General features: G+C 67.3%; 15 protein-coding genes. 8 read left to right on the top strand and 7 right to left on the bottom strand.

Annotated features, from left to right (window positions below; all coding sequences use genetic code 11):
- Positions 1–53: 53 nt before the first annotated feature.
- The 3 genes from METRZ18153_RS0115375 to METRZ18153_RS0115365 all read left to right on the top strand — a co-directional run bounded on the left by METRZ18153_RS0115375 (position 54) and on the right by METRZ18153_RS0115365 (position 4,391).
- A complete protein-coding gene (locus METRZ18153_RS0115375) occupies positions 54–1,580 on the top strand; it encodes a sensor domain-containing diguanylate cyclase (protein ID WP_232416062.1) in 1,527 nt (508 codons plus the stop codon).
- A gap of 47 nt (positions 1,581–1,627) precedes the next feature.
- On the top strand, positions 1,628–3,568 hold the full coding sequence (locus METRZ18153_RS0115370) for a peptidase U32 family protein (RefSeq protein WP_020165569.1): 1,941 nt from the start codon (positions 1,628–1,630) through the stop codon (positions 3,566–3,568).
- Between the two features lie 94 nt (positions 3,569–3,662).
- Positions 3,663–4,391 carry a TFIIB-type zinc ribbon-containing protein gene (locus METRZ18153_RS0115365; RefSeq protein ID WP_020165568.1) on the top strand — a complete coding sequence of 243 codons (729 nt, stop codon included), beginning with the start codon at positions 3,663–3,665 and terminating at the stop codon, positions 4,389–4,391.
- Positions 4,392–4,403: 12 nt separating this feature from the next.
- Here METRZ18153_RS0115365 and METRZ18153_RS20695 read toward each other — a convergent pair whose 3' ends face one another.
- The 6 genes from METRZ18153_RS20695 to METRZ18153_RS0115335 all read right to left on the bottom strand — a co-directional run bounded on the left by METRZ18153_RS20695 (position 4,404) and on the right by METRZ18153_RS0115335 (position 9,646).
- The gene (locus tag METRZ18153_RS20695) at positions 4,404–4,574 is read right to left on the bottom strand and encodes a DUF3149 domain-containing protein (protein WP_019917152.1); all 171 of its coding nucleotides are present in this window, start codon (positions 4,572–4,574) and stop codon (positions 4,404–4,406) included.
- A gap of 67 nt (positions 4,575–4,641) precedes the next feature.
- Complete coding sequence (locus METRZ18153_RS0115355) at positions 4,642–5,238, bottom strand: DUF4126 domain-containing protein (protein WP_029143807.1); 597 nt, start codon at positions 5,236–5,238, stop codon at positions 4,642–4,644.
- A 107-nt stretch (positions 5,239–5,345) separates the two neighbouring features.
- The gene (locus METRZ18153_RS0115350; RefSeq protein ID WP_020165566.1) at positions 5,346–5,690 is read right to left on the bottom strand and encodes a hypothetical protein; all 345 of its coding nucleotides are present in this window, start codon (positions 5,688–5,690) and stop codon (positions 5,346–5,348) included.
- The gene (locus tag METRZ18153_RS0115345; protein WP_020165565.1) at positions 5,687–6,409 is read right to left on the bottom strand and encodes a hypothetical protein; all 723 of its coding nucleotides are present in this window, start codon (positions 6,407–6,409) and stop codon (positions 5,687–5,689) included. Before METRZ18153_RS0115345 ends, METRZ18153_RS0115350 begins: the two co-directional genes overlap by 4 nt.
- Positions 6,402–7,523 carry a PepSY-associated TM helix domain-containing protein gene (locus tag METRZ18153_RS0115340; protein WP_020165564.1) on the bottom strand — a complete coding sequence of 374 codons (1,122 nt, stop codon included), beginning with the start codon at positions 7,521–7,523 and terminating at the stop codon, positions 6,402–6,404. The genes METRZ18153_RS0115345 and METRZ18153_RS0115340 overlap by 8 nt, the downstream gene beginning before the upstream one ends.
- Before the next feature lie 2 nt (positions 7,524–7,525).
- Entirely contained in the window at positions 7,526–9,646 is a 2,121-nt protein-coding gene (locus METRZ18153_RS0115335; RefSeq protein WP_020165563.1) for a TonB-dependent siderophore receptor, read from the bottom strand.
- A 155-nt stretch (positions 9,647–9,801) separates the two neighbouring features.
- Here METRZ18153_RS0115335 and METRZ18153_RS0115330 point away from each other — a divergent pair, with 155 nt between their 5' ends.
- The 4 genes from METRZ18153_RS0115330 to METRZ18153_RS0115315 all read left to right on the top strand — a co-directional run bounded on the left by METRZ18153_RS0115330 (position 9,802) and on the right by METRZ18153_RS0115315 (position 12,336).
- Positions 9,802–10,305: a MarR family winged helix-turn-helix transcriptional regulator gene (locus METRZ18153_RS0115330; RefSeq protein WP_020165562.1), complete on the top strand. Its 504-nt coding sequence runs from the start codon at positions 9,802–9,804 to the stop codon at positions 10,303–10,305.
- Positions 10,306–10,371: 66 nt separating this feature from the next.
- Positions 10,372–10,752: a YybH family protein gene (locus METRZ18153_RS0115325; protein WP_020165561.1), complete on the top strand. Its 381-nt coding sequence runs from the start codon at positions 10,372–10,374 to the stop codon at positions 10,750–10,752.
- A gap of 11 nt (positions 10,753–10,763) precedes the next feature.
- Positions 10,764–11,699 carry a DMT family transporter gene (locus METRZ18153_RS0115320; RefSeq protein WP_020165560.1) on the top strand — a complete coding sequence of 312 codons (936 nt, stop codon included), beginning with the start codon at positions 10,764–10,766 and terminating at the stop codon, positions 11,697–11,699.
- Between the two features lie 85 nt (positions 11,700–11,784).
- Positions 11,785–12,336, top strand: a complete 552-nt coding sequence (locus METRZ18153_RS0115315) for a cytochrome P460 family protein (protein WP_020165559.1) — start codon at positions 11,785–11,787, stop codon at positions 12,334–12,336.
- Positions 12,337–12,351: 15 nt separating this feature from the next.
- On the opposite strand, the gene METRZ18153_RS0115310 is transcribed toward METRZ18153_RS0115315, so the two are convergent.
- Entirely contained in the window at positions 12,352–12,918 is a 567-nt protein-coding gene (locus tag METRZ18153_RS0115310; protein WP_232416061.1) for a histidine phosphatase family protein, read from the bottom strand.
- A 261-nt stretch (positions 12,919–13,179) separates the two neighbouring features.
- Here METRZ18153_RS0115310 and METRZ18153_RS0115305 point away from each other — a divergent pair, with 261 nt between their 5' ends.
- On the top strand, positions 13,180–15,327 hold the full coding sequence (locus METRZ18153_RS0115305) for a putative bifunctional diguanylate cyclase/phosphodiesterase (protein WP_020165557.1): 2,148 nt from the start codon (positions 13,180–13,182) through the stop codon (positions 15,325–15,327).
- Positions 15,328–15,334 lie beyond the last annotated feature (7 nt).

The following is a 15,334-nucleotide window of genomic DNA, read 5'->3' as shown; positions in this document are numbered from 1 at the left end:
TTGCCGAAAACAGGGGACGTCAATCTCCTGTGCGCGGCCTCATGTCCGAAACGATGAAGATTCAGGCAGAGGCCACGGTGGTCCCTGCCGGCACCGACCCGGCGGCCGTCGTGCCGGGCGCCGAGGTGCGCGCCTCGCTGGGTGTGACCGGCCGCCGCCGTCTGGTGCTGATGCTGGGCCTGCTGCTCGCGCTCGGCTTTCTGGCCAACACGCTGCTGAGCTACTCGGTGTCGAAGCGAGAGATCCAGCGCTCCATCGTCGAGAACGAACTGCCGCTGACCTCCGACACCATCTACTCGGAAATCCAGAAGGATCTGATCCGTCCGGTGTTCGTGTCGTCCGTGATGGCCGGCGACACCTTCGTCCGCGACTGGGTGCTGCAGGGCGAGCGCGACGTGCCGGCGATGACCAAGTTCCTCGGCGAGATCCGCACGCGCTACGGCACCTTCACCAGCTTTTTCGTCTCCGAAGCGACCCGCAACTACTATCACCCGGACGGCCTGCTGCGCCGGGTGGAGCAGGGCAGCGAGCGCGATGCCTGGTATTTCCGTTCGCGCGACCTCGACGCGCCGTACGAAATCAACGTCGATTCCGACACCGCTTCGCCCGACACGCTGACCGTGTTCGTCAATTACCGCGTGTTCGACTACGCCGGCAAGACGGTGGGTGTCACCGGCGTCGGCCTCACCGTCGACACGGTGCGGCGGCTGCTGTCTGGCTACCAGCAGCGCTATCACCGCGGCGTCTATTTCGTCGACCGCAGTGGCAACATCGTGCTGTACGGCGACCAGCCCTCGCACGGCACGCTGCGCATCGGCGACGTCGAAGGCCTGGGCGACATCGCGCACGAGGTGCTGGCCCGCGACAGCGGTTCCTACCAGTACCGCGAGGGCGGCAAGGACTACCTGTTGAACGTGCGTTACGTGCCGGAGCTGGACTGGTACCTCTTCGTCGAAAAGGTCGAGAACGAGGCGCTGGCCGACATCCGCCGCACCCTCTACATCAACCTGCTCATCTGCGCCGCGGTGACGGCGGCGGTGCTGTGGCTCGCCAGCCTGACGCTGGGTGGCTACCAGCGCCGGCTGGAGCAGATGGCCACCACCGACCGGCTGACCGGCCTGCTCAACCGTCACGCCTTCGAAATCATGCTCGAACACGCGGTGGCCGAGGTGCAGCGCAGCCGCCGTCCGTCGACCGTGCTGCTGATCGACATCGATCACTTCAAGTCCCTGAACGACCGCTATGGCCATCTTGCCGGCGACCGCATGATCGAGCACGTCGGGGCGCTGATACGCAGCGGCCTGCGCGCATCCGACATGGCCTGCCGCTGGGGTGGCGAGGAATTCCTGGTGGTGCTGAAGGACTGCGCGGCCGATGACGCGCGCCAGCGGGCGGAAACCCTGCGCGCGCTGATCGGCGCCAGTCCGTTGAGTATCGACGGCACCGCGGTAACGGCGACGGTCAGTGTCGGCGTCACCGCCTTCGCCGCCGCCGACACGCCGGTGCGGCTGGTCGACCGTGCCGACCGCGCGCTGTACGCGGCCAAGGGCGACGGCCGTGATCGCGTGGCGATGGCCTGAGGCGCAGGATCGGGGATAATCCCGTCTTTCCCGCAGTGCCTCGTACCATGAACGCCGACCGCCGCACACTCGAACTGCTCGCGCCCGCCAGGAATGCCGATTTCGGCATCGAGGCCATCAACCATGGCGCCGACGCCGTCTATATCGGCGGCCCGTCCTTCGGTGCGCGCAAGGGCGCCGACAACGACATCGCCGACATCGCCCGCCTGTGCACGCACGCGCACCGCTACCACGCGCGCGTGCTGACCGCCTTCAACACCATACTGCGCGACGACGAGCTCGAACCGGCCCGCCGCGCCATCTGGCAACTGTACGACGCCGGTGTCGACGCGCTCATCGTGCAGGACATGGCGCTGCTCGAAATGGACCTGCCGCCGATCCAGCTGCACGCCAGCACGCAGACCGACATCCGCGACGCGGCCAAGGCGCGCTTCCTGCAGGACGTCGGTTTCACGCAGATGGTGCTGGCGCGCGAAATGACGCTGGACGAGGTGCGCAAGGTGGCGGCGAACACCTCCTGTACGCTCGAATACTTCGTGCATGGCGCGCTGTGCGTGGCCTTCAGCGGCCAGTGCTTCATCAGCCACGCGCATACCGGCCGCAGCGCCAACCGCGGCGAGTGCTCGCAGGCCTGTCGTCTGCCCTACACGCTGACCGACGCGCAGGGCCGGGTGGTGGCGCACGACAAGCACCTGCTGTCGATGAAGGACAACGACCAGTCGGCCAATATGCGTGCGCTGATCGATGCCGGCGTGTCCTCGTTCAAGATCGAGGGCCGGCTGAAGGACCTCGGCTACGTGAAGAACATCACCGCCCACTACAGCACGCTGCTGAACGGACTGCTGGCCGATCTGCCGGGCTACCGCCGTGCCTCCAGCGGCCACTGCACCTACACCTTCGTGCCGCAGCCGGAGAAAACCTTCAACCGCGGCTCGACCGACTACTTCGCGAACGGCCGCCAGCACGGCATCGAGGCGTTCGAATCGCCGAGCTTCGTCGGCGAGGAAGCGGCGACGATCAGCAAGGTGGCGGCTGACCACATCGAGGTCGAGGCCGAGGTCGACATCCACAACGGCGACGGCCTGAGCTACTACGACAGCCACCGCGAACTGATGGGCCTGCGCATCAACGTCGCGCAGGGCCGCAAGCTCTACCCGAACGCGATGCCTGACGATCTGAAGCCGGGCATGACGCTGTACCGCAACCGCGACCAGGCTTTCGAACGCGCGCTGGAGAAGAAGTCGGCCGACCGCCGCATCCGCGCCGACCTGCGCTTCGAGGAAACCGCGGACGGCTTCGCGCTGACCATGACCGACGAGGACGGCGTCAGCGCCCGGGTCGAGCTGGTGCACGACAAGCAGCCGGCGCGTGACGCCGAACGGGCGCTGTCAGGCATCCGCGACAGCCTGGGCAAGCTGGGCAACACGCTGTTCGAAGCGGGCGACATCGCGATCGATCTGCCGGAAGCGCGCTTCCTGCCGGCGTCGGCCCTGAACGGCCTGCGCCGCGACGCGGTGGCGCTGCTGGAGACGAAGCGCATCGCCGCTCATCAGCGACCACAGCCCGGCGTGCCGGTCGAACCGCCGGTGCGTTTCACCGACACCGAACTGTCCTATCTGGCCAATGTGTACAACGAGAAGGCGCGCGCCTTCTACCGCAAGCATGGCGTGGAACTGATCGCCGACGCCTACGAGGCGAATCAGGAACTGGGCGAGGTGTCGCTGATGATCACCAAGCACTGCCTGCGCTTCAGCCACAACCTGTGCCCGAAGGAACTGAAGGACTACGACCTGCGCGGCATGGTGAAGGCCGAACCGATGACGCTGATGAACGGCAACGACAAGCTCACGCTGCGTTTCGACTGCAAGAAGTGCGAAATGCACGTGGTCGGCCGCATCCGCAAGAACGTGCTGAAGGCGCAGGCGGTGCCGGTCACCTTCCACCGCAGCGCGCCGGAAGGCGTCAAGGTGACACGCTCGGCGCGCTGATCGCCCTCAACCTTGCGCGCCCGCATGCCGCTGACAACACCATGCGGGCGCTGCCCGCGCCGATAGATCGACAGCCGACGTCATACCGACCGCCATGCAGAATTCCGTGCCGCACTGCCCGTCCTGCCGTGTGCCGATGAAGGTGCACCGCTTCAAGAATCACGGCGGCGAGGACATGGAGCTCGACATCTGCTGGCACTGCCAGGGTATCTGGTTCGACACTTTCGAGAACCTGCAGCTGTCGCCGGGCTCGGTCAACGAACTGTTCAAGCAACTGCACGCGCACCGCGACGAAATGCAGCATCCGGTCGCCAACGTGATGGCCTGCCCGCGCTGCAGCCGCAAGCTCGACAAGGGCTACGATCTGGTGCGCAGCGGGCGTTACATGACCTACCGCTGCCCGGAGAAGCACGGTCGCTACAGCAGCTTTTCGTCCTTCATGGTCGAGAAGGGCTTCGTGCGGCAGATGACGATGGCCGAAATCGCCGATCTGGCGAAGCGGGTCGGCGCCATCTACTGCACCGGCTGCGGGGCGCCGGTCGACATCCGCAAGGACCACGCCTGCCCGCACTGCCGCTCGGCCTTTTCGCTGCTCGATCCGGACGCCGTCGAAAATGCGCTGAAGGGCTACCACCAGGCGGAAGTGAAACGCACCACCCGCGACCCGGTGTCGATGGCCGACGCCATCGTCGAGAGCGAGCGCACGCGCGCCCGCGCCGACCGGCAGCGCCAGATCGAAGGCGCTCGCGATGCCGGCGGCCTGGACGTGGCCGACCTGCTGGTGGCGGGCGTCGGCCTGGTGTGGAAGGTGCTTACCCGCTGAACGCGGGCGCGCTCACGGCGCCGGTCGGCCGGACTGTTCGGCCTTGGCCGCCGCGGCCGCATCCTCGTCCATATGCCGCTTGAAGAAACGGCCGAACCAGATGCTCATGAAGATGACGATGGCGATCACCACCAGACTCATCAGCCCGTAGTCGGTCGACAGCAGATCGGACAGCGCTTTCATGATTCCCTCCCTTTCGACGTGTTTTCGTCATTGAAGCGCCGGCCGGGTCATGACGGGCTGCTGCAGGTCAACCGGGCGCCTGCTTGCCCGCCACCCAGGACAGCAATCCGGTCAGGAAGCGCCACACGCGCGGCAGCAGCCACAGCATGAGCAGCACGAAGAAGGCGAGCAGCACCAGGAAGAACACCGGGTAGGCGAAGGCCAGCCACAGTCCGCCGACCGCCAGGCCGTCCTCGCTGGTCGAGGCGAGCACGTTGCTGACCGGCTCCGGCGAGGCATTGATCGCCACCCGGCTGCCCGCCTTGGTCAGGTGAGTGGCGCCGGTCAGCGTACCGCCGAGCAGCGCGCCGGCCAGCACCACCGGTGTGCTCTGATCGGCCAGCGCCCAGGCGGCAAGCAGTGCGCCGGCCGGAATGCGGATGAAGGTGTGCAGCCCGTCCCACAGGCTGTCCAGCGCCGGCACCTTGTCGGCGAGGAACTCGACGCACAGCATGAAACCGGCGGCGGCCAGCACCAGCGGGTGTTCCAGCACGTCCAGCTCGCCGGGCAGTTCGACCCATTCCATCCGCCCCGCCAGACCGGCGAGAAAGATGACGGCGTACAGCCGCAGGCCGCTGGCCCAGGCGAGGCCGGCGGCGGCGGCAATGGCTTCGGTCAGGTCCATGGCGTGGGCATCGCTTCGGTTATCGGGCGTCGCGCTCGCATGCCCGACCGGCATGCGGCACTCGATCTTCATGCTAGCCGAAGCGCGCGGGGCCGAACAGCGCCGCCTCAGGCAAGCGCACCCGTCAGCGCCATCAACGCACCGGCGACGGCCAGCGCTGCCGAGGACCTGAGCGTGATCGCAGGCCACGCATTCACCAGGGGAACGAACAGGCTGCCGCCGACCATCCAGGCCGTCAGCACCAGCACGCTGCCGGCCATCGGGCCACTGCTCGCCATCGCCAGCAGCAGTTGCACCAGTGCGCTCGCCAGCGCCAGTTGCCGACCGTGTTCGATCAGCCAGCGCGGCGGCGCAGCGTCGGCGGCGGAGCGTGCGTTGCCGGCGGCGAACAGTGCGGCCACCGGCACCGCGCCGGTCAGTGCGAGTCCGCATTCGGTCAAGCCGGCGATCATGTGGCCGCGCCTGTCGAGGGCAGTGTCCGTCCGCCCAAGGGGCGCGCGCACAGCAGCGCCGTCAGCGCCAGCGCGGCCAGCACCGGGCGATCGGCGGCGAGTGCGAGCCAGCCGAGCAGGGCGCTGCCGATCAACCACGCGAGCCGGGCCGGACCACGGAACCAGCTGACCAGGGACAGCGCCGGCAGCAGTACGAAGAAGGCGAGGAGCATGCCGGTGTGACCAGCACCGCGACCATCGCCGCCGGTCTGGGCGATGCGGAAGCTTTCGACGAAACAGGCCGCGACCACCCACCAGGGCAGGCCGTTCATGCAGCGACGCAGCAGGGTGGGGCGGCGCGCTCTGGCAGGGGCCCGCACGGGTGCAGTGCCGGCGTGGGGCAGCGCCATTGCGCCGGCGGAACAGGCCAGTGCTGCGACGGCACAGGCGACGGCCATGGCGCCGGCCTGCGGCGAATGCTGCAGCAGGCCGCTCAGTGCGACCGTCGCGCTGCCGACGGCGTTGCCGTGCAGGCCGCGCCGCCAGACCGCAACGGGCTGTGTGGCCCGCGCATTCAGCGCCGTCAGCAGCAGCCAGAGCAGGATGAACAGCCAGGGGCCCAGGCCCTGATTGCCTGGCAGCAGTTCGAGACGGCGGCCCAGCCACAGGCTGGTCGCGGCACAGAGCAGCAGCGCAGTCGGTGCGGCGGTCAGCAGTGCCGCCATGATGCGCTCAAACAAGGCGCCCTCCAGCCATGGCCGAACGGTGAGCGGCGTCGCCCGAGCGGTGCTGCTGGCGGCGTCGGTCGGCCCAGATCACGGTACCGCTGATGGCCAGGCCGGCAGCGCTGAGACCGAGCACGCAATACAGCGCCTTGAGCATGAGGCCGCCGAAATCGCCGAAGTGCAGCGGCTCCATCCAGCCGTCGAAGCGGCTCCAGAATCCGCGTTGGCGCGGGTCGCGCAGGTCGAGCGTGCGACCGTCCGCGCCGGCGTAGCTGACGCGGGCGCTGCTGATCAGATGCTGTGGCAGGTCGCCGGAGATGGTGACGATGGCGTCGGCGCGCTGAACGTTGCGCAGCGAGATCGTTTCCGGCTCCAGACCGGGCAGGTCTCGACGCGCCTGCAGCAGCAGGGTGTCCAGCGACTGCATGGGCTGCTTGCGCGCGTCCTTCGGCAGCGCGACTGCGGGGTCGGCGCCGCCGCTGAGGTAACGCCAGCTCTGTTCGAACACCGGTGCGAGGCCGAGCCAGCAACCGGTGAAAGCGATGAGCAGATGGAAGGCGAGGCCCCAGATGGCGGACGCCTTGTGCAGGTCGGACGCCGCCAGCCGGCTGCTGCGGCGCCAGCGCACCGTGAACAGCTCGCGCATGATCTTGCGGTGGATCACGATGCCGGTCAGTGCCAGCACCAGCATGACGGCACCGAGAAAGCCGACAATCCAGCGCGGCGCGAAGAACAGGAACACGTGCAGCATGCGCACGAACTGCCCCAGTTCGCTGTCCGCCGGGCCGATGACGGCGGCGCTGCCGGCATCGACAGCGATCTTGCTGCGCAGACCGTCGTCGTGTCGCACCTGCGCGAAGTAGGCCGGACTGGTGGCGGTCGGCAGCACGATGTTCTCGACCTTGCTGCCGGGCAACGCGCTCTGCACGGCCGCCAGGACGGCTTGCGGCCCGACCGGCGACGGCGCGTGCTCGAGGTGGCGCAGCGACGGATTGCCCCACAGGTCGATCTCGTGCTTGAACACTGCCAGCGCGCCGGACATGCAGATCACGAACAGCAGTACGCCGGTGACGATGCCGGCCCACGAGTGCACCGCAAACAGCAGGGTGAGCGTGCGTTGCGAAGCCACACTCAGAAGTCCAGCGTGACCGACGCCAGCACGCGGCGCGGGTCGCCGAGCGGAACGACGTTGTTGTTGAGGCCGCCGGCGAAGTAGTCGCGGTCGAACAGGTTCTTCGCGATCACGCTCAGCCGGTAACCCTGGCCGATATAGCTCACGCTGGCGTCGAACACGGTGTAGTCCGGAATCGTGTAGTTGAAGCTGTAACCCTGCTTTTCGCTCTCGTAGCGCAGCCCGGCACCGAGGCCGAGGCCGGTCAGTGCGCCGCTGCGCACGCGGTACTGCGCCCACAGCGAGGCGCTGTGCCGCGGCACGTTGTCGAGCGGCTTGCCGACGTTGGCAGCAATGACGTCACGCACCACTTCGCCATCGGTGTTGGCGTAGGCAGCCGACAGGTTCCAGCCGTTGCGCAGGTCGGCCAGCAGTTCGAGTTCGTAGCCGCGCGTGCGCTGCTCGCCGATCAGGATGTAGAAGCCCGGGTTGGAGGCGTCGCTCGCGCGCACGTCCTGTCGTTCAAGATCGAAGTGGGCGACGGTCGCCTGGATGCGCCCCTGCGCGAAGCTGAACTTGACGCCGACTTCGGTCTGTTTGCCGCTTTCCGGCTTCACCGCCTGCCCGCTCACCGAATACCCGCCCTGCGGCAGGAAGGATTCGGCGTAGCTCACGTACGGTGATACGCCGTCGATCACTTCCCAGATCAGGCCGGCGCTGCCGGTGGTGGTTGCGTAGTTCTCGTCGGTGATCGAGGTGCCGGTACGCATGTTGACCGATTCAATCGACGCCCAGTCACGGCGCAGTGTGACCGAGGCGTTCAGCCGATCGGTCAGACGCACCTGATCACGCAGGTAGAAACCGGTGTAGCGGATGGTTTCGTCCAGATCAGTCAGCGGCGTGACGTTGCAACTCACCGTCGAGCCATACACGGGCGTGAAGACGTCGAGCATTCCGACTGCGCAACGAGTCGTGGTTTCACGCTTGGCGTGCCGGTTCACGTCGACGCCTGCAAGCAAGGTGTGACGTATCGAGCCTGTATCGAACGCACGGGACACATGGGTGTCCAGCCCGAAGCCGTGGCCCCGGAAGTCCTGCAGCGTGCCCTGGCGCTTCAGTTGCCTGTTGTTCGCCTGCAGGCCGCCCGAAGCACCGTTATCTACGGCGACCAGGCGCCCGTCCATGTCGTAGTCCTGCCAGCGGAAGTTCTGGCGCAGTGTCCAGCCGCTGTCGAATCGATGTTCCAGCGCGTAGCCGATGCGCGCCTGGCTTGCTTCGTAGGGCCCGAAGCCCGGTTCGCCGATGAACAGGCTGCGGTCCACGCGGCCGTTCGGGTTCGGCAGTACCGAGCCGCGCACCGGCAGCCCCTGCTGCCGGACGTACTCGCGCGTCTGGAAGCTGGTCAGTATCGTGAAGTCGGTGCGCGTGCCGAGGTCGAGCGACATCGACGGCGCGATCCAGCGGTTCTTGTAATAGACGAAGTCTGTCGGGTCGTCGCTGTTGAGCATCAGGCCGTTGATGCGCAGCGCGCTGCGGCCGGTGTCGGACAGCGGGCGCCCGAAGTCGAAAGTGAACTGGCGGAAGTTGTCGCTGCCGCCGGTGAAGGCGACCTCGGTGAACGCCTCCGCCCGCGGCCGCTTGCTCACCATGTTGACCATGCCGCCCGGCTGCACCAGACCGAAGTTCACCGAGGCCGGGCCCTTCAGCACCTCGATGCGCTCAGCGCCGAAGGTTTCCTGTGCGACCCGTGCATCCATCTCCACCCTGAGGCCATCAACGTAGACCGATTCGGTCGCACGCTGGCCGCGGATGATGAAGTCGTCCCAGCCGCGGCGCCCGTAGTAGCCGGACACCACGCCGGCCACGCCCTGCAGCGCGTCGGTCAACGACTGCACGCCGCGTGCGTCCATCTGTTCGCGTGTCACGACGGTGACCGACTGTGCGGTCTCGTTCAGCGGCAAGTCCGACTTCAAGGTGCTGCTGCTTGCCTTGCGCGCCGTGAAGCCGACGTCGCCAGCGGCGTCGACGCGGACGGCAGGCAGCGTTGCGACCGCCTCATCGGCAGAGGCGAGCGGGGCGAGCAGCGCGGCGATCGCAGCGGCAAGCAGGTGGAGGCGCTGAGGATGGGTTCGGGCAGTCATGGCTATTTGTTTTAATGAGTTCGAGAATGATTCTCGTTAATTATCACGGAAATGCTGCCGCGAAGTGAACTCTTTTGTCCCGTGCTGTCATCGCACCGGGTTTCCCGACTTGCCCGTGTTGCTATGGTTAGGTGGCTTATGATATTGTTCCGTACATGCTTCAGGTACGTGATCTTCCGACCCCCGACATCCTGCGTCGCTTTGCGCAGCGCTATCCGGACGCCGATGTCAGCGCCGTCACCGGCTTTCTGACGCTGCTGCGTACGGCGACCGAGCTGTCGCAGGCGCTGGATGCCTTCCTTGCGCGGCACGGGCTGCTGCAGGGGCGCTGGTGGGTGCTCATCCTGCTGTTCCGCGAGGAGACGCTGGAATCCTCACCGTCGGTGCTGGCGGAGAAGGCCGGCGTGACGCGGGCGACGATGACCGGTCTGATCGATGGACTGGAGCGCGACGGGCTCGTGCAACGGGTGTTCGACACCGCCGACCGGCGGCGCACCACGGTGCGGCTGACCCCGGCGGGGCAGGGCGTGCTGGATACCGTGATGCCGGATTACTACCGGCGGGTGCGCACGCTGATGGCCGGGCTGGACGAGAACCAGCGCGTGCTGCTGCAGTCGATGCTGGGTGCCGTGCATGCTGGGCTCGATGCATTCACGTGACCCGTAAAAAAATTTGCCTGAATAGTTAGCCTCCGTATCAACCTTGCACACCGAAAGGATATTGAAATGACCCAGAGCGCACTCCAGACCGCCATCGCCGACATCAACACCCGCTGGGACGCCGCCTTCAACCGCGGCGACGCCGCAGCCGTCGCCGCGCTGTACGACGCCGAAGCGGCCGTGCTGCCCGCCGGCGGTGAGGCGGCCATCGGTCCGGCGGCCATCCAGGCGCTGTTTGCCGGTGCCATCGCCAGTGGCATCCACAACCACCGCATCGAACTGCATGCGGTCGCCGGCGACGACGCGCTCGCCACCCAGCGCGGCCGCTGGAGTGCGCAGGCGAAGAACGCCGATGGCGAACTGCAGACCTTCTCCGGCCACATCTCCGTGGTCTATCGCCGCCAGCCCGATGGCAACTGGCGCGCGCTGACCCATACCTGGAACTGAGGAGCACCGGCATGAATACCCGCTCGCCGTCGCTGCGCGCGGTCGCCGCCCTGCTGCTGCTGGCGGTGATCTGGGGCTACAACTGGGTGGTCATGAAGATCGCGCTGGTCGACATGGACGCCTTCCAGTTCGGCGCCTGGCGCACCTTCGGCGGCGCGCTGAGCCTGTTCGCGCTGATGGCGGTGCTGCGCCGGCCCTTCCGGCCACAGCACCTGCCCTGGGTGGCGACCATGGGCGTGCTGCAGACCACCGGCTTCACCGGACTGATCATCCTCGCGCTGGTCAGCGGTGGCGCCGGCAAGACGGCGGTGCTCACCTACACCATGCCTTTCTGGGTCATGGTGTTTGCCTGGCCGCTATTGGGCGAGCGGCTGCACGGCTGGCAGTGGCCGTCGGCGGTCGCCACGCTGGCCGGCCTGCTGTTCATCCTCGATCCGGCGCACCTGGGTGGTGACCTGACCAGCATGGCGCTGGCCACCTGTGCCGGCGCGCTGTGGGCGCTGGCGGTCATCGTCGCCAAGCGTCTGCAGATCCGTGCGCCGGACATCGACCTGCTGTCGATGACCGCCTGGCAGATGCTGTTCGGTTCGCTGCCGCTGGTCGCCGTCGCGCTGTTCTGGCCGGCGCGCGAAGCGAACTGGACACCGTCGCTGATCGGCGCGCTCGGCTTCAACATCGTGCTGGCGAACGCACTGGCCTGGCTGCTGTGGTTGTACGCGCTGCGCCGGCTGTCGGCCGGCACCACCAGCATGGTGTCACTGCTGACGCCGGTGATCGGCGTGCTGGCGGCGGCGCTGCAGCTGGGCGAGCGGCCACTGGCGAACGAACTGACCGGCATGCTGCTGATCGGCGTCGGCCTGCTGCTGCTGTCGGTCGAAGGCCTGCGTCGACGTCGTGCGCAGATTTCCCCGACCTCGACTGCATCCGGAAACGCCTCCCGCGCGTAGACAGGGCACGCAGGGTGCCGACGCTGCAGATGCGATGCAGCGCGGGCACCCGTTCAACCACCCGTGCCATGCGAGGAGTTATCCGATGAAGAAGAATCTGCTGTCCGCAATCGTTTTCGGGACGCTGGTCGCCGGCTGCAGCCAGATGGGCAGCACGCCGGTCGCCCGGCTCGACGACGGCCAGCTGCCGCTGCCTGCCGACTACAAGTCCTGGCCCGCTTTCCTGACCGCCGTGCAGCGCGAGGACGTCAAACAGATACGCGACATCTACATGAACGCGGATGCGAAGAAGGGCAGCGCCGAGAAGGGCTTCCCGGACGGGTCGGTGTTCGTGATGGAGAACTGGTCGATCAAGCTCGATGCTGACGGCAAGGCGGTCAAGGGCGCCGACGGCAAGCTGGTGAAGGACAAGCTGGCCGCCGTGTTCGTCATGGGCAAGAACGCCGGCTGGGGCGTCGACGTGCCGGAGGCGCAGCGCAACGGCAACTGGATCTATTCCGCGTTCAAGGGCAATGGCGAGCTGAATGGCGACGCGAAGTACGACACCTGTCGCGGCTGCCATGCGCCACTGAAGGACAAGGATTTCGTGTTCCGCTATGACGAACACTTCGCCGCGGTGAAGGCCGGAAAGTACTGATCCGCCGCCCGCGCCTCACAGTGCCAGCCGGCCGGCGGTGCGCACGCCGCCACGGCGGTCCGGCTGCACGACAATGGCCTCGCCCATCGCGAGGTTGTCGCCGGTCAGCGCCAGCACGTTCACCTGATGCGTCACCAGCGCCACCCGCAGTCCGTCGTCGAGCGCCGCGATCCACTGGCGCAGCGCCGCCGTCTGCCGCTCGCGGTCACCCTGGCCTGCGAAGAAGGAATTCAGCGCCGGCAGCACCTCAATCTGCAGTTCCGGAAACATCTCCTTCGCGGTATCGATGCAGCGGCACCAGGCGCTGCTGTACACCGCATCGACGGTCACGCCGCGCGCGCGCAGCGCGTTGCCTGCGGCGCGTGCCTGGGCGCGGCCCGTGACGGACAGGTTGCGCTGCGTGCTGCAGTCGCCGATGCGAAAACCCGGCGGATCGCCAATGCCGGGCTCGGTCAGCGCGTGGCGCAACAGCAGCACGCCACCCGAGCGCAGCGCGTCCAGCGCCGGGGTGTCGTCGGCGCGTGCCGAGACCGGCTGCAACATCAGGCAGCCGAGGGCGTGCAACAGGTGACGTCTGTTCATCGATGCGGTTGTCGCGGCGGGAATATGCGCTATCGACCGCGCCTCACCCGTCCTGGTTTCCCGAGCGGGCGGAGGTGGCGGCTCCGTCGGCGCCGGACAACATGTACTACCTTATGAAGGGTGAGGAGCCGGGTGCCGAAGGCATTTCGCGCATGTCCGACCTTCGCCCTTGACGACGCGCGCGTGCGTCGCCGGCCACCGGGTTCAAGCACGGACACCGTCGGCCGTTAAATGACCATTGTCGAACCAAGGCCGGCACCGATGCCCTCCTTGCCTGATCGCGCAGCACCTCGCCCTCCGCCTCGCGACGCAGACGTCGTCGCGAGGCGTCTGCGTGCGCTCATCGTCGAGGACAACCCGGTCGACGAACTGCTGGTGCTGGCCAAGCTTCGCGCCGCGGGCTTTGCCGTCGAACACTGCCGCGTAGACAGCGTGGCCGCGCTCGAAGCAGCGCTGCGCGAGCGGCACTGGGACATCGTGATTTCCGACTACGTGCTGCCGGACTGCGACGGTCTGGACGTGTTGGCCGTGGTCCGGCGCATGCAGCCTGACCTGCCCTTCATCCTGGTGTCGGGCGGCATCGGCGAGGCGGTCGCCGTCGACGCCATGCGCGCCGGCGCGCAGGACTATCTGCTCAAACAGAACCTGCTGCGCCTCGGCGCCGTGGTGGACCGTGAGCTCACCAAGTCGGCCACCGCCCGTGCGCTGCGCGCGGAACGGCAGAAGCTGCGCGAGAGCGAACTGCGGCTGCACAGCATATTGGCCACGCTGGAAGACATCATCTGGTCGATCGAGCTGCCGTCGCAGAAGCTGGTCTACCTGAACCCGTCGGCCGAAACCATCTACGGCGTGAGCGCCGAGGCCTTCCTCCGCAGTGAGGTCGACTGGCTGGACATGGTTCACCCGGACGACCGCGAACGCATGCTGCGCTCGCTGAAGGAGGCGACCACCAGCGGCAGCCTGACCACCGAATACCGGGTCGTCCGGCCTGACGGCGAAGTGCGCTGGATACTTGATCGCGCGCGCGTGGTGTTCAACGAGCACGGCGCCCGCATCCGCCTCGATGGCATCGCCCGCGACGTGACGCAGCAGCGCAGCAGCGAAGCCAAGCTGCGCCAGGCGGCCCACTTCGACGTGCTGACCGGCCTGCCCAACCGCATCCTGCTGAACGAGCGGCTGCAGAAGGCGATCGATGCCGCGATCGACACGGAGGCGATGATGGCGGTCGTGTTCATCGACCTCGACCGCTTCAAGATCGTCAACGACAGCATGGGGCACGACGCCGGTGACGAACTGCTGCGCGTGCTGTCGCGGCGCCTGTCGCAGCGGGTGCGCGCCAGCGACACGGTGGCCCGCCTGGGCGGCGACGAGTTCGTCGTACTGCTGCCGGAGATCCGCCAGGCGCAGGACGCGCAGGCCGTGTGCGAACAGATGCTGGGCGCGCTGGCGCCGCCGGTGTCGATACGGAATCACGACATCCATTGCACCGCCAGCATGGGCGTGGCGGTGTTTCCGCGCGACGGCCGTGACGTCGCGACGCTGTTGCGTCATGCCGACGCCGCGATGTACCGGGCCAAGCAATCCGGACGGAATACGATCTGTTTTCACGAGCCGGACCAGAACGCCGCCTCCGGTGTGCTGCGCCTCGAAGCCGATCTGCATACGGCGCTGGCGCAGCAGCAGTTCGAACTGCATTTCCAGCCGCAGGTCGATCTGCTGAACGGCCGCCGCGTCATCGGTTTCGAAGCCCTGGTGCGCTGGCGTCACCCGGAGCGCGGGCTGGTGTCGCCAGTCGACTTCATACCGCTGGCCGAGGAAACAGGCCTCATCGTGCAACTCGGACAGTGGGTGCTGCGCCAGGCCTGCGAGCAGGGAAAGGTGTGGGCCGAACGCTTCGACCCGGAACTGCGGGTCGCGGTCAATGTGTCGGCGCGGCAGTTCGTCGGCAGCGACATCGTGCGCACCGTTTCGCGCGAACTCGAACGCAGCGGCCTGTCGCCGCGCAATCTCGAACTGGAACTGACCGAATCGATGCTGATGCACAACGTCGGCCAGACGGTGAAGCTGCTTGGCGATCTCAAGCGGCTGGGCATCGCGGTCGCCATCGACGATTTCGGCACCGGCTATTCCAGCCTCGCCTATCTCAGGCGCTTTCCGATCGACGTGCTGAAGATAGACGCGTCCTTCGTGCGCGACATCGGTCACGACGCCGATGACGCCGCAATCTGCGCCTGCATACTCGCGATGGCCGGCTCCTTGCGCATCGAGGCGGTTGCCGAGGGCGTCGAAACCGAAGACCAGCTCGCCTTCCTGCGCGAACAGGGCTGCCGCATCGGACAGGGTTATCTGTTCGGCAAACCGATGCCGGCGGACGAGGCAACCGCGCTGCTTGCGCGCGGCGCCGCCTGACGCGCCG

It is taken from the genome of Methyloversatilis discipulorum (assembly GCF_000385375.1).
GTDB lineage: Bacteria > Pseudomonadota > Gammaproteobacteria > Burkholderiales > Rhodocyclaceae > Methyloversatilis > Methyloversatilis discipulorum_A.
The sequence above is the reverse complement of the archived record's forward strand: the minus strand, read 5'-3'. Positions and strand labels throughout refer to the sequence as shown.